Annotated in this window: 16 protein-coding genes; 6 read left to right on the top strand and 10 right to left on the bottom strand. The window is 69.7% G+C overall.

The window, feature by feature from the left end:
* Window positions 1-205: 205 nt before the first annotated feature.
* The 4 genes from VFF46_RS23725 (at window position 206) to VFF46_RS23740 (ending at window position 4,190) form a co-directional block, all read left to right on the top strand.
* Window positions 206-1,423: a hypothetical protein gene (locus VFF46_RS23725; RefSeq protein ID WP_325039398.1), complete on the top strand. Its 1,218-nt coding sequence runs from the start codon at window positions 206-208 to the stop codon at window positions 1,421-1,423.
* Window positions 1,420-2,076 (top strand): hypothetical protein, encoded by a 657-nt coding sequence (locus VFF46_RS23730; protein ID WP_325039399.1) that lies wholly within the window; start codon window positions 1,420-1,422, stop codon window positions 2,074-2,076. The genes VFF46_RS23725 and VFF46_RS23730 overlap by 4 nt, the downstream gene beginning before the upstream one ends.
* Complete coding sequence (locus VFF46_RS23735) at window positions 2,073-3,308, top strand: hypothetical protein (RefSeq protein WP_325039400.1); 1,236 nt, start codon at window positions 2,073-2,075, stop codon at window positions 3,306-3,308. The genes VFF46_RS23730 and VFF46_RS23735 overlap by 4 nt, the downstream gene beginning before the upstream one ends.
* 111 nt (window positions 3,309-3,419) lie before the next feature.
* Complete coding sequence (locus VFF46_RS23740; RefSeq protein ID WP_325039401.1) at window positions 3,420-4,190, top strand: DUF4097 family beta strand repeat-containing protein; 771 nt, start codon at window positions 3,420-3,422, stop codon at window positions 4,188-4,190.
* A gap of 3 nt (window positions 4,191-4,193) precedes the next feature.
* Here VFF46_RS23740 and VFF46_RS23745 read toward each other — a convergent pair whose 3' ends face one another.
* From VFF46_RS23745 to paaN, 10 genes are all read right to left on the bottom strand, one after another.
* Window positions 4,194-4,442 carry a DUF6458 family protein gene (locus VFF46_RS23745; RefSeq protein WP_325039402.1) on the bottom strand — a complete coding sequence of 83 codons (249 nt, stop codon included), beginning with the start codon at window positions 4,440-4,442 and terminating at the stop codon, window positions 4,194-4,196.
* A gap of 65 nt (window positions 4,443-4,507) precedes the next feature.
* Window positions 4,508-6,289 carry an NHL domain-containing thioredoxin family protein gene (locus VFF46_RS23750; RefSeq protein WP_325039403.1) on the bottom strand — a complete coding sequence of 594 codons (1,782 nt, stop codon included), beginning with the start codon at window positions 6,287-6,289 and terminating at the stop codon, window positions 4,508-4,510.
* Window positions 6,290-6,675: 386 nt separating this feature from the next.
* The gene (locus VFF46_RS23755) at window positions 6,676-8,310 is read right to left on the bottom strand and encodes a hypothetical protein (protein ID WP_325039404.1); all 1,635 of its coding nucleotides are present in this window, start codon (window positions 8,308-8,310) and stop codon (window positions 6,676-6,678) included.
* A 121-nt stretch (window positions 8,311-8,431) separates the two neighbouring features.
* Window positions 8,432-9,340: a carbohydrate ABC transporter permease gene (locus VFF46_RS23760; RefSeq protein ID WP_325039405.1), complete on the bottom strand. Its 909-nt coding sequence runs from the start codon at window positions 9,338-9,340 to the stop codon at window positions 8,432-8,434.
* Window positions 9,337-10,236 (bottom strand): sugar ABC transporter permease, encoded by a 900-nt coding sequence (locus VFF46_RS23765; protein ID WP_325039406.1) that lies wholly within the window; start codon window positions 10,234-10,236, stop codon window positions 9,337-9,339. Before VFF46_RS23765 ends, VFF46_RS23760 begins: the two co-directional genes overlap by 4 nt.
* 40 nt (window positions 10,237-10,276) lie before the next feature.
* Window positions 10,277-11,557, bottom strand: coding sequence for an ABC transporter substrate-binding protein (locus VFF46_RS23770; protein WP_325039407.1), 1,281 nt, complete (start codon window positions 11,555-11,557; stop codon window positions 10,277-10,279).
* 204 nt (window positions 11,558-11,761) lie between these two features.
* A complete protein-coding gene (locus VFF46_RS23775; RefSeq protein ID WP_325039408.1) occupies window positions 11,762-12,793 on the bottom strand; it encodes a zinc-dependent alcohol dehydrogenase family protein in 1,032 nt (343 codons plus the stop codon).
* Between the two features lie 83 nt (window positions 12,794-12,876).
* Window positions 12,877-13,395 carry a flavin reductase family protein gene (locus tag VFF46_RS23780; RefSeq protein ID WP_325039409.1) on the bottom strand — a complete coding sequence of 173 codons (519 nt, stop codon included), beginning with the start codon at window positions 13,393-13,395 and terminating at the stop codon, window positions 12,877-12,879.
* Window positions 13,392-14,774, bottom strand: a complete 1,383-nt coding sequence (locus tag VFF46_RS23785; RefSeq protein ID WP_325039410.1) for a serine hydrolase domain-containing protein — start codon at window positions 14,772-14,774, stop codon at window positions 13,392-13,394. Before VFF46_RS23785 ends, VFF46_RS23780 begins: the two co-directional genes overlap by 4 nt.
* Window positions 14,767-16,437, bottom strand: coding sequence for a phenylacetic acid degradation protein PaaN (gene paaN, locus VFF46_RS23790; RefSeq protein ID WP_325039411.1), 1,671 nt, complete (start codon window positions 16,435-16,437; stop codon window positions 14,767-14,769). The genes VFF46_RS23785 and paaN overlap by 8 nt, the downstream gene beginning before the upstream one ends.
* Window positions 16,438-16,509: 72 nt before the next feature.
* On the opposite strand from paaN, the gene paaI reads away from it, so the two are divergent.
* Together paaI and VFF46_RS23800 are read left to right on the top strand one after the other, a co-directional pair.
* Window positions 16,510-16,941 carry a hydroxyphenylacetyl-CoA thioesterase PaaI gene (gene paaI / locus VFF46_RS23795; RefSeq protein ID WP_325039412.1) on the top strand — a complete coding sequence of 144 codons (432 nt, stop codon included), beginning with the start codon at window positions 16,510-16,512 and terminating at the stop codon, window positions 16,939-16,941.
* The coding region (locus tag VFF46_RS23800) for a beta-ketoacyl synthase N-terminal-like domain-containing protein (RefSeq protein ID WP_325039413.1) at window positions 16,931-17,607 on the top strand (677 nt) is incomplete at its 3' end. The genes paaI and VFF46_RS23800, both read left to right, overlap by 11 nt.

Genomic DNA, 17,607 nt, shown 5'->3' on the forward strand with positions numbered 1-17,607 from the left:
CGCCGATCTGCCCCAGGTTGCCCCACGATCTGCCCTGTTGCGGAGCGTGCGGATACGGCAACGTTTCTGCCCTGCAACACCGTGACCCTGGCTTGGTTTCCCCTGTCCGAGCCAGGGTCGCGTCAACTCCGGCGACGGGAACCGTCCGATGCCCGCGTGCGTCCGTATGCCTGTGTCCAGGTCTGGTCGTCGTACGCTGTCCGCGATGCGCGCCCGTTTCCTCACCGCCCTGCTCGCGGCCCTTGTCCTCCTCCCCGCCCTCCCGGCGCGGGCGGACACGCCCGAATTGCCGGACCGGATCGCCGCCGCCTGGCGGACCGACCACGTGTGGGTGGACCCGCGCCTGGCCGGCGGCATCCCGGCCACCGAGCTGGCCCGGGCCCGCGCCGCGATGCGGACCGCGGGCATGCCGGTGTACGTCGCGATCGTGCCGTGGACCCCGCCGATCAAGGAGGCCGGGTACAACCTGCCGACCCTGCTGCACGCCCGGATCGGTACGCCGGGGCTGTACCTGCTCGCGGTGGTGAACGACACCTACTGGTCGATCACCGCGGAGATGTACCGCCCGGGCGGGTTGCACGGCCGCGACCTGGTCAGCGTCCAGAACGACGACAAGCAGCGCCTCGACGTGGTCACGGACCGCCCGGCGCCGTCGATCGTACGGACCATCCAGGAGGCCTCGACGGCGCTCGACGGCCGCGCGCTGCCGACCGTACCGGTGGGTGACCGCCGGCCCCCGAGCGACTACAGCGACCACGGCCTGTCAGGGACCGACAAGGCGGACCGGGCGGCGTACGTCGGGATGGGGATCGGCGGGGTCCTCGGCTTCGCGCTGACGTTGCTGCTCGGGCTGCGGCGCCGCCGGCGGACGGCCAAGCAGAGCGATCCGCCGGCCAAGGACGAGCCGCCGGTCGACGCGTGGGACGTGGAGCTCAAGGCCGACGACAAGATCAAGGCCGCCGAGGGCGCCGTCGCCCGGCTCGACAAGCGCCGGAACCGGACGACCGAGCAGCTGGACCAGCGCGACGACGCGTACCGCCGGCTGGACGCGGCGCGGACGCTGCGCGCGGACCACCCGGACGACCTGCTCGCCGCGGCCGGTGCGCTGGTCCTCGCCCGGCAGGCCGAGCGGGTCGCGTCCGGCGCGGCCCTGCAGCCGCCATGCTTCTTCGACCCGCGGCACAACCCCGGTACGGCGACGGTCGACTGGTCGGACGACGTCGAGGTGCCGGCCTGCCAGCAGTGCGCGAGCGTCGTACGGCGTGGGAAGACGCCGCGCGGGCTGCGGGTGGTGTCGAAGCGCAAGCAAGTGCCGTACTGGACGCTCGACCCGGACGACAACCCGATGGTCGCGAGCGGTTTCGGCGCGCTCTCGGACGACCTGCCGGAGCGGGTCGCGGCCTGGAAGGACAAGACCCGATGAGGCGGCTACTCCTGTTGCTGACGGCAACGGTCGTACTGCTGACCGGGACCGCCTGGGCGGCTACGCCGACCGATCCGCGGATCACCGGCGCGGTCGCGGAGTGGGCGAAGCGCCCGCTCTACGTCGACCCGGACTACGTCTCGATCGCCGACCAGGACCAGGTCCTGAAGGTGCTCGCGGGGTCGAAGTTCCCCACGTACGTGGCTGTCGTACCGACCGGGGAATGGTTCCCGGAGCGGGGCGACACCGCGCTGCTGGCGGGCCGGCTCGCGGTCGCGAACGGCAAGCCCGGCGTGTACCTGGTGATGGACGGCGACCGGACGTACGGCGTCGCGCACGAGATCGCCGCGTACGCGCCGTCCTGGACCTACTCGACCGGGAAGCAGTCGCTGAGCAGCCAGCTCGCGGACTACCTGGACGGGATGAAGCAGTACACGTCGAGTACGCCGGAACCCGCCCGGACGACACCGACGCCGACCCCGACGCCCGAGCCCGAGTCGACGTCGTCCGAGGACAGGTTCACCGTCGGCAGGGCGCTCGCGAACGGCGCCGGCGGCACCGCGTTCGGGATGTTCGGCGGCGGCATCCTCGGCGGACTCGTACTGCTCGTGGCGGCGATCGCCACCCCACGACGACGGAAGGGACGCTCGTGAAGGCGCGCATTCTGCTCACCACCCTTGCTGCCGTGCTGCTCACGCTCGTCGTGGCGCCGGCCCAGGCCGCGACCCCGGCGCAGCGGGCGCAACAGATCGCGACCGCGCTGAAGAAGGACCCGCTGTACATCGACCCGGCGTACCAGACCGCGCTGCCGGCGAACCTGCGGGCGGACGTCAAGAAGAAGGCGGCCGCGCTCGGGTACCCGACGTACACGATCATCCTGCCGCTGACGCCGAGTGACGAGTTCGAGGGCAAGGAGGAGAACGTCCTCACGCTGGTCATCGACGCGCTCCGCAAGCCCGGCCTGTACGTCGTGGTCGACGGCGGCGGCCGCTTCCCGTGGTACCAGGCGAACAACCTGCCGCAGGTCAGCGACGAGAAGCTGAACGCGTCCCGGGCGCGCGCCCTGGACGACACCGGGTACGACGCGGGGCCGACCGAGGTGGTGGCCCGGATGTACGAGCTGCTCGCCCAGCCGGGGATCCCGAAGACCACCACGCGTCCGACGTCGGGTACGCCGACGACGCAACGGGACGACTCGGCGTCCGGCGGGCACGGGACCGTGATCACGCTCGGGATCGTCGGCGGTCTGCTCGTGCTGGTGGCGCTCGGCCTGGTGATCGGGCGGATGCGCGGCCGGGGTTCGGCGCCGCGCCGGGAGAAGACGTTCCAGATCCCGCCGCACGTGGCCGCGACGGTCGCGGCCGAGCGGCGCCGGAAGCTGACCCGGGACACGAGCGCGGAGCTCACCACGCTCGGCTCGCAGCTCGCGGCGCTGCCGACGACGGAGGGCGCCGGGCTGGCGCACCAGCAGGCCGCGCTCGACGATCACGCCGCCGCGTCGAAGATCCTCGACTCCACGTCGCCGGACCTCGTCGACCTGGTCGGCGCGATGGTGCTGCTGGACAAGGGCCGTCGCGAGTACGACGCCGCGGTCGCGACCGCGGCCGGCCGGCGCGTGACCGACGTACCGGACCTGTGTGCCTTCAACCCGCTGCACGGGCGGGCGACCGCGCGGCCGACCAAGGTCGAGTCCGACGGGACCACGCTGACGCTCCCGCTGTGCAACGAGTGCCGCCAGGCCCTCAAGCGCGGCGCGGCACCGGCGTCCCTGCCCGGCAAGGACGGCCCGTACTGGTACGAGGACTCCCTCTGGGCCCGCACCTTCTTCGGCACCACCGGCGACGACCTCGCCGCCGCCGTCTCCCGCGGAGAGCTGCATCGGTAGATCCCTGAGGAGTGCTCAGGGTGGCCTCGGGGGATCTGCCGGATCCTGGGGGTGCTGCTCGACGCCTACTGTCGTTGCGACAACGCGGGTGGGCTCGAGAAGAGGCGGACGATGGCGGAGAACAAGCAGCTCGGCGTGATCCTGCTGGTAGCGGCCGCCGGGCTGGCGTTCTGGCAGTTCGGGGACCGGAACTCCGACGACACACACAAGGTCGACGGCAAGATCACCTCGGTCCAGCTGGCCGCCGGCCACTCCGACATCACGATCAGGGTCTCCGACGACGACACGACGAGCGTGCGGGAGAAGCGCACCTTCTGGCTCTTCAAGCACGGCGACGCGTACTCGGTGCACGACGGCGTACTCAAGCTGGACGGCGACTGCGGCTGGGGGTGCAGCGCGGACTACGAGGTCACCGTCCCGCGCGGCACGAAGGTGACCGGCGACAACGGCAGCGGCGACGTCCAGCTGACCGGCGTCGGCGGCGTCGACGCGAAGTCCACCTCGGGCAAGCTCGAACTCCGCGACATCGACGGCGACGTCAACCTCGACGTAAGGTCCGGCGACGTGTCGGTGCACGGCCTGAACGGCAAGCTCGACGTCAAGGCGAACTCCGGCGACATCGAGGGCAAGGACCTGAAGGGCGGCCCGGTCGACGTCGAGACCACGTCCGGCGACATCGAACTCAACCTCGCCGAGGCCGACGACGTCAACGCCAAGGGCACCAGCGGCAACATCGAGATCACCGCCCCCGGCACCGACTACAAGGTCACCACCGACTCCCGGCACGGCGACGTGAACAACAACCTCGGCAACACCGACAGCGGCTCGCACTCCGTCTCGGCCACCACCACCTCCGGCGACATCGAGCTCAAGACCAGCTGAGCACTACTCGTTCACGTCCCGGTGGTGTTCCTCGACGACTCGGTACTCCTCCTCGACGGCCGGGTCGATGGCGTTGGTCTCCACCCGGCGGCGGCGGTTGGTGATGTAGAACGACAGCAGGATGCCGGCCAGGCCGGCCAGCATCAGGATGTAGCCGACCACCTGCAGGTTCACCGCGCCGGCGCTGTCCCGCACGGCGAACGCCAGGATGGCACCGACCGCCATCAGAAAGATCCCCACACCGATACTCATCGACGTCCTCGCTTCCGTCGGGGCCGCGACTGTCTGACGCCTCCCTGTACCCGAACCACAAACTCCTAGCTGCCGCCGGACAGCACCAGTTCGAGCCGGTTCCGGCCGGCGGGCGTGATCGTGACCGGCACGCCCCAGTCCTGGCGGTGCATGTGGCAGGCGGGGAACTCGACCTCGGCGGAGTCGTCACAGGAAGCGGCCTGGACCGCTACATGCAGTACGCCGGAACCCGCGTGCGGATCGATGACGAGTCGGCGTACCAGGTCCGTGGAGTCGCCGGCGCCTTCACGGAGCAGGTTGTCCGGGGTGGACGAGACCAGCAGCCGGGTCGACGGGCCGTACCGGTCGTCGAGCTTCTGGCCGGGCGGCGGCGTGAAGACGACCTCGAGAGTGACGTCCCCGGCCGCCAGGTCCATCGGCGGGCGCTGGGTACGGGTGCTGAACTCGTCAGCGGTCGCCGACGCGCCGAGCGGGATCCGGGTCAGCCGGTGCGCGGCCGACTCGACGACGAGCAGTTCGTTGCCTACGACAACGGCACCGCTCGGCTCGGCGAGCCCGGTGGCCATCGTCTCGAGCGTCTCGGTCGCCGGGTCATACCGCCGTACGGCGCCGTTGTACGTATCCGCGACCGCAATCGAACCGTCCGGCAGCACCGTCACGCCGAGCGGATGCTGCAGCAGCGCCTCGCTCGCCTTGCCGTCGCGCAGCCCGAAGTCGAACAGCCCGGTGCCGACGGCAGTGTGTACGGACGTGTCGATCCAGCGCAGCGCCGAGATCTCCGAGTCCGCGAGCCACAGCCGCTCGCCGTCCGTCGCGAGTCCGCTGGTCTGCGCGAACCACGCCTCGTCGAGCGGCCCGTCCTTCAACCCTTCGTTGGTCGTCCCGGCAGCCACCGCGGTCGCGCCGGTGAACGGGTCGTACGTCCACAGCTGGTGCACGCCGGCCATCGCGATCCACACCTTGCTGTCCCACCACGCGACGTCCCACGGCGAACTCAGTACGTCGGTCCCGTCCCCGTCCATCCACTGCTTCCCGGTGCCGGCCAGGGTCGTTACCTCACCGCTCTGCAGATGGATCCCGCGGACCGCATGGTTGACCGTGTCCGCCACGACCACGTCGTACCCGACTCGGGCCGCCACCTCGTCCGGGAGCAGCGTCAGTCCGTTGGGCTCGGAGAACCGCGCCTCGGAGGCGCCTCCGTCCACGAAACCACGCTCACCGGTCCCGATCCGCCGTACGACGGTGGTCGCGTCCTTCTCAAGCTCCACGATGCTGTGGTTGCCGGCGTCCGCGACCAGGAACCCGTTGTCCAGGGCAACCACCTTCGCCGGGAAGCGCAGGTCGGTCGGCTCGGCCACGGGCGCGACGTACGGCGACCTGCCGCGGGTCAACGTACCGGCGGCCTCGTGCTCGACGACAAGCTCCGCCAGCAACGCATCCAGCGCGTGCAGGTGCCCTTCACCGGAGTACTGCGCGACGATGTACCCATTCGGATCCACCAGTACGAGGGTCGGCCACGCGCGGGCCGTGTAGTTCTGCCAGGTGACGAGCTCCGGGTCGTCCAGCACCGGATGCGCCACCTCGTACCGCTCGACGGCCGCCCGGACCGCCGCCTCCTCACCCTCGTGCGCGAACTTCGGCGAATGCACCCCGACGATCACCAGCGCATCGCCGTACTTCTCCTCCAGCGGCCGCAACTCGTCCAGCACATGCAGGCAGTTGATACAGCAGAACGTCCAGAAGTCCAGCAACAAGAACCGCCCCCGGAAGTCGGCCAACGCCAACTCCCGACCGCCCGTGTTCAGCCACCCACGACCAACCAGCTCCGGTGCTCTCACTCTCGCCACCCAACGAGCGTACGCGACCTCCGAGACGCCTCCGCCGCACACGTCGCGTGGATCTCGCGGGAGGTGACAGGGTGTGGGTATGGCAGGGGAACCCCTCGGGATGCCGGAGTCGGGCTGGCAGCAGCCGCTTGCTCCGGCCCTTGCGGAGTATGCGGCTCGGGATCACCGGATTCGCGGGATCAGCGTTCACGGGTCGGCGTCCGGGGACGGGGAGACGCTGGATCGGTGGTCCGACCTGGACATCTCGATCACGGCGGACGAACCGGGCGCGGTGGTCGACGAACTGGTCGAGGAGATCGCCGTACGGCACTCGCCGGTGTTCCGTCGGCGACCACGGTCCGCTGATGGCTCTACTCGATGCCGTCGACAACTACTCCTGAACGTCGTCAGCGCGGCAGGATCAGGGTGTCCGTCAGGAGTTTCGCGGTCTTGCGCAACGTGGCGGGAGAGGACGACAGGTCGGTGGCGAGGGTGTAGGGGGTGAGGGTCTCGCCGGGGCCGACCAGGCGGTGGCGGTGGGCGATCAGCCAGACGATGGCGCGCGGCCAGGTCGAGAGGCGGGCCTTGGCGAGGAGATCGGGGGCGTCGCGGACCAGGCGTTCGGCGATGTCGAACGCGTCCGGGGCGTACGCCGTACCCAAGGTCTCGCCGGCCATCAGCCAGGCATGCGGGGCCAGCACCGACAAGGTGGCGGCCTGGTGGTTGTCCAGGCCCTGGAGGTCGGGCTGCGGCGGGGAGCCGAGGCCGGCCAACGCGCGGTAGGCGTCCTCGAGGTCGTTGGTCGTGTCGTCGAGGAACACGCGCTCGCCGGGCTTCGAGCCGACCGGGTCGATCATCGCGGCGGCCTTCAGCGCGGGCTGCCAGACGTCGACCGCGTCGACCGCCTCGTCGACGGTGTCCAGCGGCAGGCTGCCGCGGTCGCCGGCGAACTCGAGCCAGGCCTTCACCACCACCGGCACCGCGTCGAAGTAGGTGCTGTCGGCAAGCACCTTCCGGGGCAGCCAGTGCGCCAGGAACAGCTCGACCAGCACCCCACTGACCCGCAGCGGACCGCCGACGGTGTGGTCGACCGCGTGATCGATCCAGAGCCGGACGATGTCCGGTGCGTCGTCGGGCAGACCAACGGCGAACCGCGACTCGAGGAAGTCCTCGACCAGCTGCTCACGCTGCCGCGGGGTGAGCAACGGCCGCATCGGCGGCCGCACCGGGCGCTCCGGCAGCTGGGTCAGCCGGTTCACCAGCAGGCCGGTGAAGAACTCGAAGTCCTCGCTGACCGGCGGATCGTCGTAGTCCCGGGTCTCGCCGAGCGCCTGCAGGATGATCCCGGCCGCGACCGGCGGCCGCACGGTCCGGATGGTCACCCGGCCGCCGCGCTGGTACGCCTCCAGGACGCGGTCCACCGGCGGGCCGACGAACACGTCCTTGATGATCGCGCCGAGGTTGTTGTCGATGAACACCACCACGGTGTGCGGATGCTGCTCGTCGTCGTAGTCCAGCACGACGCTCAGCCCGTCGCCGGTGATGTCCTCGGACACGATCGCGCTGGTCAGCCGGAACCCGGCGATCCGGGTCACCCACTCGGGCACCTCGTCCTGCGTCCGCAGCCGGGACACGTGGGCCCGCTGCAGCGGCAGCCGGCCGGCCGGACCGACGGTCCGGGCCAGGCTGGTCAGCAGCACGAAGGACTCCAGGTCGCGGCGCTCACCGAGCACCCGGGCTGCGTCGGCCCAGAAGAAGCGCTCCACCTCACCGATCTCGTCCGGCCGCCCGGCCGGCCACAGCTGATCGGCGAGCATCGCCGCCGAGCGGGCCACGGACGCCTCGGCGATCACCGGGTGCAGCGCGGCGGGCGCCGCGGCCAGGTCGAGGGCAAGCGTTTCCAGCAGGGTCTCCAGCACGGCGACACTCGGCGTGGTGTCGACATCGACACCCGCCGGCGGCGCGTACGGTTCGCCGGGATCGGAGCCGACGAGCCGCAAATGGCTGCGCCGTCCGTCCCGTCCACTCGGAGACTTGGTCACCTCCGTGAGATTACCGTCCGCCGCCGGTCCGCCGCAGGCCCCTGCGCGCGTCCTGTGGATAACTCGGACGACGACGGCCCGTACGCGGGTGCGCACGGGCCGTCGGCAGTACTCCGGAAGGTCAGCCCTTCAGCGCGCCCGCCATCAGGCCGCCGATGAACCAGCGACCGAGCACGATGTAGACGATCAGCGTCGGCAGCGAGGTGATCAGCGCCCCGGCCATGCTGGCCGCGTAGTCGACCTTCTGGCCACCTGCCAGTGCCGCCAGCCCGAGCGTCACCGGACCGTTGTCCTGCTGGGTCAGGAACAGCGCGAACAGGAAGTCGTTCCAGACCGAGGTGAACTGCCAGATCAGCGTCACCACGAACCCGGAGATCGAGATCGGCAGGATGATCCGCAGGTACGTCTGGACCAGCCCGGCACCGTCCACCCGGGCCGACTCGATGATCTCGTTCGGTACCACGGTGGCGTAGTAGTTCCGGAAGATCAGGGTGCAGATCGGGATGCCGTAGATGCAGTGCGCGATGATCAGCGTCGGCACACCCCGGGTGACGTCCAGCGTGGTGAACGTCGTCCGCAGCGGCAGCATCACCGCCTGGTACGGGATGAACATCCCGAACAGGATGAACGCGAACACGACGTTCGCCCCCGGGAACCGCCAGCGGGCCAGCACGAACCCGTTCACGGACCCGATCAGCGAGGAGATGATCGCGGCCGGGATCGCCAGCGACAGCGACCGGATCATGTACGGCTGGAGTACGTCCCAGGCCTTGCGCCAGGGATCCAGCGTCCAGGTCTTCGGCAGGCTCCACTGCGAGGCGGCCGTGGTGTCGCCGGAGGTCTTGAAGCTGGTGACCAGTACGACGTACACCGGGATCAGCACGAACAGCAGGAACAGCAGCAGCAGGACGTACCGAACCGTCCGGCTGCGCCGGGTCGAGCCGTCCGCGATCACGCCGCGCTTCTTCGGCGGCTTCCGGCGGACCGCCGCGGCAGCCTGACCGGTGGCGGCAGCAGTATCGACGCTCATTCCTCGTTCTCCTGCCGGACGGTGTAGGCGATGTACGGGATGACCAGGACGGCGACGACGGCGAGCAGCACGATCGCGATCGCGGCTGACTTCGCCATGTCGCTGCGCAGCAAGGTGTTCCACATGTAGACCGCGGGCACCTCGGTACGGAACTGGTTCGGCCCGGTGATCGCGTAGATCAGGTCGAACAGCTTCAGCGACATGTGCCCGAGGATGATCAGCGCGGACAGCGCGATCGGCGACAGCTGCGGGAACAGCACGTGCCGGTACAGCTTGAACTCCGACGCCCCGTCCACCCGGGCCGCCTCGCGCAGCTCCGGCGGGATCCCCCGGAAACCGGCCAGGAACAGCGCCATGATGTACCCCGACAGCTGCCAGACCGCAGGCAGCGCGATGGACGCCATCGTCGTCCATCTACTACCGGCCGTCCACCACGGATTCTCCAGGAAGTTCAGATGGAGGATCTCGAACAGCCGGTTCAGACCGCGGGCGTCGGCGCCCTGGGACGGGTTCAGCAGCCAGCCCCAGACCACCCCGGAGGCGATCATCGAGATCGCCATCGGGAACAGGTAGATCGACCGGAAGATCGACTCGCCGGGCACGCCCTTCTCCAGCAGCAGTGCCCAGAGCAGGCCGAAGATCAGCGTGCCCACGATGAACGCCACCGTGAGCACGCCGAGGTTCTTCAGCGAGTTGAGGAACCGGTCCTCACCGAACAGATGCCCGTAGTTCTCGAACCCGACGTAGTCGGCCGGGCCCTTGCGGGCCGTGTGCCGGTTCGTCAGCGAGGTGTTGAAGGACCACGCGATCAGCCCGTAGACGAAGTACCCGAGCAAGAGCACGGTCGGCAGCAGCACCAGGGCTCCGGGTCCCCAGGTGCGGATTCTTCCGTGCACGCTCAGTCCTCCAACTCGTCAGCTCGCAACTCGCGACACATCAGCTCGTCTTCATCGCGGTACCGAGCGCGGACTGCAGTTTCGCGACGTCCGGGCTGCCGCTGAACTGGCTCAGCGCGGACAGGATGTCGTTGTTCTGGCCCAGCGTGCACGCGGCACCGTGGGCGCAGGACGGGACGATCTGGTCCTTCTTCCAGTCCGCCATCGCCGACTGCTGGTACTTCGGGTAGTCCGCCGGGTTGGCGTCCGAGCGGGCCGGGATCGAGCCCTTCTTGGTGTTGAACGCCTTCTGGCCCTCGGCCGAGCCGACGGTCTTCAGCCAGCACTTGGCACCGTCGGGGTCCGCACCGTTGGTCGGCAGCGTGAACGAGTCGGACAGGAACTGGAACGCCTCGGAGGTACCCGGGGCCGGCCAGTAGGTGTACGCCGTGTCCGGGATCTTGTCCGCGAGCTGCTGCGCGGCGACCCAGTCACCCATCAGCGTGTAGCCGGCCTTGCCGCTGTTCACGTAGCCCAGCGCGTCCGGCCAGTCGATCGCCTCGCGGTCGCTGTTGGTGAAGGTGAGCAGCGTCTTGTACTTGTTCAGCGCCGCCGTCACGTCGCCACCGGCCCAGGGGGTCTTGCCGTCCCAGAGGCCCTTGAACTTGTCCGGACCGAGCTCGGCCAGCAGTACGGCCTCGACCAGCATCTCCTGGGCGAAGCCCTTCGAGATCGCCAGCGGCGCGGTCACACCCGCTGCCTTCAGCTTGGTCAGGTCGGCGATCCACGCGTCCACGTTGGCCGGAGCCTTGGTGGCGTCGAGGTTCGCCTTCTTCAGTACGGTCGGGTTCGCCCAGACCATGTTGGCCCGGTGGACGTTGGCCGGGATCGAGTAGATCTTGCCGTCCACGGTCAGGTTGTCGATCAGGTTCTGCGGGAAGGCCTTGTCCAGCCCGTAGTCCTTGTACAGCTGGCTGACGTCGTCGACCTGGCCGGCGTTGATGTAGTCCTTCAGCTCGGCACCCGCGTGCGCCTGGAACGTGGACGGCGGCTTGCCCGCCTGCAGGTCGTTCGCCAGTACCTGCTTGGCGTTCGAGCCCGCGCCACCGGCGACGGCCGAGTTCACGAACTTGTAGTCCTTGCACGCGGTGCCGAACACCGACACCAGGCCGTCCAGACCGGCCTTCTCACCACCGTCGGCCCACCAGGTGAAGACCGTGACGTCCTTGCTCGCGGACGAGTTGCCGCCACCACTGCTGTTGTCGCTGTTCCCGCAGGCGCTCACCGCGAGAAGACCCGCCGCACCCACCAGCGCCAGGGTCTTACTCAGACCACCACGCATGTTTCACTCTCCGATCAGTTGTGATGGAGCCACCTGTGACAACGTTGCCCCCTTGACCGGCCCCACTCTGGAACTGTTACTCGCGAGTGTCAACGTTCCGCGCAGGCGCGTTGCGCAGCCGTGACCCCGTACACCTTGACGGTGTGAGAGCGCGCACATTCCTTGTTCGAACACCGTTTACGCGCACAGCCGTTGCGCGGAACGTCAGGGCCGGAGCAGTACCTTGATCGAACGCCGCTCGTGCATCGCGGCGTACCCCTCGGCCACCTCCGCGAGCGGGAGCTCCGAGTCGAACACCTTGCCCGGATCGATCTCGCCGGCCAGTACGTCGGCCATCAGGTCCGGCAGGTACGCCCGGCACGGTGCCGCCCCGCCGTTCAGGCCGACGTTTCGCGAGAACATCGTCCCGATCGGCACCTCGACCCCGTGCGGTACGCCGACGAACCCGACCGTGGCCCCGGCCCGCGCGACCTCGAACGCGGTGGTCATCGACTGCTCGGTGCCGACACACTCTAGTACGGCGTCCGCGCCGACGCCGTTCGTCAGCTCCAGTACGGCGTCCCGCGCCGCGTCGCCGCGTTCGGAAATGATGTCGGTGGCACCGAATTCCTTCGCCAGCTTCTGCCGGGGCTCATGCCGCGACAGGGCAACGACCCGCTTCGCACCCATCCGGGACGCCGCCAGTACGCCGCAGAGCCCGACCGCGCCGTCGCCCACGACGACGACCGTGTCACCGGCCTTCACGCGGGCCGATCGCGCCGCGTGCCATCCGGTACCCATCACATCGGAAAGCGTCAGCAGTGACGGGACGAGCGAGTCGTCCGGCACCTCGGGCGTCGCGACCAGCGTGCCGTCGGCGTACGGAAGCTTCACGTACTCGCCCTGACCGCCGTCCGCCTTCGCGCTGCCGTAACCGACCAGGTTCTGGCAGGCGGTCTGGTACCCGGCCAGGCAATGCGGGCAGGTCCCGTCGCTGACCACGAACGGCGCGATCACGAAGTCGCCCGGCTTGACGGTCCGGACCTCGGAGCCGATCTCCTGGACGATGCCGACGAACTCGTGCCCGATCGGCCGCGGCTGCTTCACCGGGTTCTCCCCGCGGTACGGCCACAGGTCCGAGCCACAGATGCACGAGGCAACGACCTTGACCACCGCGTCACCCGGCCCGTCGATCTTCGGATCCGGCCGCTCTTCCAGCCGCACGTCGAACGCTCCGTGAATCACCGTGGCTCGCATACCGGTCAGCGTAGTTCAGCCCGCAACCACCTCGAAAACCACCGCCCGCGACGCAGCAGCCGCAACCGCCCGCTCGGCACTGGCTAGATAGTCGAGTACCGGCCGCGGCGGTGTATCAGGGCGGGTGCGTCGTCGGCGTTGAACTCCACGTGGGCGATCTTCAGCTGGACCTGCAGGCCCCAGCCGACCTCTGGTGGGTCCGGGTCGACGAGGGTGCAGCCGGCCCAGGTGCTGACGCCGACCGGGGCCGGGCCCCACTCGGTGTCCGTCCAGTCGATCAGCTTGAACGGGCCGCCCGGCGCCGGCGCGACGTACCCGAAGGCGTCGGCCAGCTGCCGGTGCGGTTCGCCGAGCAGCGCCACCACGGCGGTCCTTGCCGCACGCAACGTCTCCCACAGGTCCGACTCCGGGTCCAGCAGCCCGATCACGTACCCGGGCTCACCGTCCGCGACCAGCATCGACGACACCGTGAGCCCGGCCCGCTTCCCCTCGTACGCCGTCGTCCACAGCCCCACCGGCGACGGCAACCGCCCGCGAAACCGCCGTACCGGACTCCGCTCCGACTCCGGCGGCAGGAAGGGGTGATCGCTGTGAATGGTCACCCGGCCACGGTAACGCGCTCCGGCAGGGTGAACCCGTCGATGGGGTACAGGGTGACGCCGCTGGAACCGCGCACCGTCTCGACGGTGCCGTCCGCGGCGAACGTGAAGCGGTACGACTCGCCGTACGAGCCGTCGTAGCCGCCGGTGACCCGCAACGTGTCCCCGTCCGCCTCGAGCGGCTGCGGCTCGTCGGCGGGGTCCGGCGCCGCCGGGTCCGTCCCGTACAGGCGGCCGCCCAGCAGGACGATGTCGACGACGCCCCAGAGGTTCGCATAGCGGCCGGTGAACCGGCCGAGACCGGTCGTGTCGCCCCGCTCCTTCGACTGCGCGAGGTCGATCAGCTTCAGGAGCCCCTCGGCCAGCTGCCCCGCGGGGCCGTCGATCGCGTTGGTCAGCACCGAGACGGCCAGGTGCCGTTCGGGGTCGAAGAGGCTCCGGGTGATGTGGCCCGGGTACCCGCCGCCGTGCCCGAAGACGTCCCGGTCGCCGACCTTCGAGATCGACATGCCCAGGCCGTACCGGCCCTTCTCGTCGGAGCCGGTCACCCACAGCGGGTGCTGCATCTCGCGCTTGGACTTGTCCGTCAGCAGGCGGTCGTCGCCGGGCAGGTGCGCGGAGAAGTACGTCACCAGGTCGCGCGCGTTGCCGAAGAACCCGGTCGCCGACGCCAGCGCGCGCGTGTCCACGTGCTCGATCGGTACGCGCTTCTCGGCGTACGCCAGCGCGCTGTATCCGGCCGCGTACTCCGGCAGCCGCTCCGGGTCCAGCTCCGGACCGAGCGAGGACAGCCCGAGCTTGTCCACAATCGCGGTCTGGACATAGGCGTTGTACGGCGTCCCGCTGGCCGCCTCGATGACGAGACCGAGCAGGCCGTACCCGATGTTCGAGTACTTGAAGCGCTCGTTCTCCGAGATCACGACCGACGTCTCCTCCCGCAGTACGTCGAGCAACTGGTCGCGGTCCGGGAAGCCCTTCGCCAGCTGCCACCAGTCGGCATCGGCACCGTCCCGGGTGATGCCGCCGGCGTGCGCGAGCAGCTCGCGGACGGTCCGCTCGCCGATCGGCGTACCGACGATCTCGGTGACGTGCTGCGCCGCCTTGTCGTCCAGCCGCAGCCGGCCCTGCTCGACCAGCTGCAGGATCGCGGTGCCGGTGAACGTCTTCGAGTGCGACGCGATCCGGAACAGGTGCTGGCCGGTCAGCGGTACGTCGTTCTCCACGTCGGCGTGACCGTACGCGGCGGAGAACACCACCCGGTCGCCGGCGTACACCGCGACCTGGACCCCGGGGATCCGTTGGTAGTGCTGGTTGAACTTGAGCCAGCTGTCGTAGTAAGCGAGCGCTTCGCGCAGGTTTTCGGAATCCAAGGCCTCAGACATGACGCCTAGATTGAATGACGCGGAAGCGACTCGCAACGTAAGCGCCGTCGGTGTATGTCGCGTTCGCCGCCGGATTGGCCCCGGTGCCGTGGAAGTCACTGAACGCTGCCGACTGGTTCACGAACACCTGGCCGGTGAGATTCTCGGACAGCGCGACGCCCGCGTCGAGGGCCGCGTCCCGGGCCTCGTCGAGGACCTTCGGGTCGGTCGAGTAGATCCCGGCGGTCATCGCGCCGTCCTCGATCACCGTCGACCGGAACAGCTCGATCGACTGCGCGGTGTCGGCGGTCTTGACGAGGAACGACACCGGCCCGAAGCACTCCCGCCCGTACAGGTCGGCGTCCTCGGCGTCGATCGCGACCAGCAGCGGCGTCCGGACGACCGCCTCCGGGAACGCCGGGTGCTGGATCGCGCGCGACGGGAGCACCACGTCGCCGTACTCGCCGGCCAGCTCGAGGCGGCTGATCACGGCCTGGTTGACGATGCCGCCGAGGATCTCGACCGCGCGGGCGTCGTCGCCGAGCAGCCTGCCGATCGCGGCCGCGATCCCGGCGCCGACCTCCTCCAAGGATTTGTGGCCCTCGTCGGTCTCGATACCGCCGGCCGGGACGAACAGGTTCTGGGTGGTGGTGCACATCTGGCCCGAGTACAGGCTCAGCGTGAAGGCGAGATTGTTGCAGAGCGCCTTGAAGGAGTCGGTGGAGTCGATGATCACCGCGTTCACGCCGGCCTTCTCGGTGAAGACGGCGGCCTGGGTGGCGTTCTGCTCGAGCCACACGCCGAACTCGCTGCTGCCGGTGAAGTCGATCAGCTTCACCTCCGGGCGCTGGGCCAGGGGCTTGGCCAGGCCGTCGCCGCCCCGCTCGGTGGCCAGGGTGACCAGGTTCGGGTCGAAGCCGGCCTCGGCGAGCACCTCGCGGCAGACCTCGACCGTGATCGCCAGCGGCAGCACGGCGAGCGGGTGCGGCTTCACCACGACGGCGTTGCCGGTGACCAGGGAGGCGAACAGGCCGGGCCAGGAGTTCCAGGTCGGGAACGTGTTGCAGCCGATCACCAGCGCGACGCCGCGGCCCGTGACCGTGAACGTCTTCTCCATCCGGATCGGGTCGCCCTTGGCGGGCTTCTCCCAGGTCGCGGTGGCCGGGTACCGGTTCATCTCCTCGTACGCGTACGCGACCGCCTCCAGCGCCCGGTCCAGCGCGTGCGCGCCGCCGGCCTGGAACGCCATCACGAACGCCTGCCCGCTGGTGTGCTGGACCGCGTTCGCCAGCTCGAAGATCCGCCGGTGCAGCCGGTCGAGGATCTCCAGCGTGACCCCGGTACGACCGTCGATCCCGGCCCGCCGCCAGTCCGCGAGGCCCTGCCGGGCGGCCGCGAGCAGCTCGTCCAGGCCCTCTTCGACCACCCGCGGGTACGCGACCTCCATCGCGATCCCGTACGGCGACTGCTCGGTGACGACCGTGCCGCGGGCGCCCGGGATGTCGAGCGGGTACGCCGTACCGAGATGGGCCTCGAACGCCGCCTTGCCGTCCGCCGCCGCGGTCTCGCCGTACACCCGGGGGCTCGGCGACTCGGGGAACGCGGAGTGGTAGCCGCGGTCGTGGATCGCCTTCAGCGCGCCGTCGAGGCGCTCACGGTGGGAGGAGAGCAGGTCCGTGGTCATGACTGCGATGTTACAGTCATTGGCGCAACCGGTACTAGGGTGTCACAAGCCTACTTCTGACAGGGCTGGCGTATGGATGACTTGGCGGCGCGGGTGGCGGCGGCGATGTGGGCGGAGGACACCGCCAGCGCCGGGCTCGGGATGAAACTGGTCGAGGTCGGCGACGGGACCGCGCGGCTGGAGATGACTGTCCGCGAGGACATGGTCAACGGGCACGGAATCGCGCATGGTGGATTCGTGTTCAGTCTGGCCGACTCGGCGTTCGCGTTCGCGTGCAACTCGCGCAACCGGGTCACGGTCGCGCAGGCCTGCGACATCGTGTTCGTGGCCCCGGCGCGCCGCGGCGACGTACTGGTCGCCGAGGCGCACGAGCGGACCACGTTCGGCCGGAACGCGATCTACGACATCACGGTCACCCGCGGCGACGAGGTGATCGCCGAGTTCCGCGGCCGCAGCCGGCAACTGCCGGGCACGATCATTCCGGAGGAACAACATGACTCGTGAGGCGTTTCTGGTCGACGGAGTACGGACGCCGATCGGGCGGTACGCCGGGGCACTGTCGGCGGTCCGGCCCGACGACCTCGCCGCGCACGTCATCTCGTCGCTGCTGAACCGGACCGCGCTGGACCCGGCCCGGATCGACGACGTGATCCTCGGCTGCGCGAACCAGGCCGGCGAGGACAACCGGAACGTCGCCCGGATGGCGGTGCTGCTCGCCGGACTGCCGGACTCGGTGCCCGGTACGACGATCAACCGGCTGTGCGGGTCCGGGCTGGACGCGGTCGCGTACGCGGCCCGGTCGATCATTGCCGGGGACAACGACATCGTGGTGGCCGGCGGCGTGGAGTCGATGTCGCGGGCGCCGTTCGTGATGCCGAAGGCGACGACCGCGTTCGCACGGCAGGCGGAGGTGTTCGACACCACGATCGGGTGGCGGTTCGTGAATCCGGTGCTGCGGGCGCAGTACGGGATCGACTCGATGCCGGAGACGGCGGAGAACGTGGCTGCCGAGTTCGGGATCAGCCGTGAGGATCAGGACCTGTTCGCGTTGCGGTCGCAGCAGCGGGCGGCGAAGGCGCAGGCGAACGGGCGGCTGGCGGAGGAGATCGTCTCGGTCGACGTACCCGGGAAGCGTTCTACGACCACCGTTGATGCCGACGAACATCCGCG

Source organism: Kribbella sp. (assembly GCF_035655035.1).
GTDB lineage: Bacteria > Actinomycetota > Actinomycetes > Propionibacteriales > Kribbellaceae > Kribbella.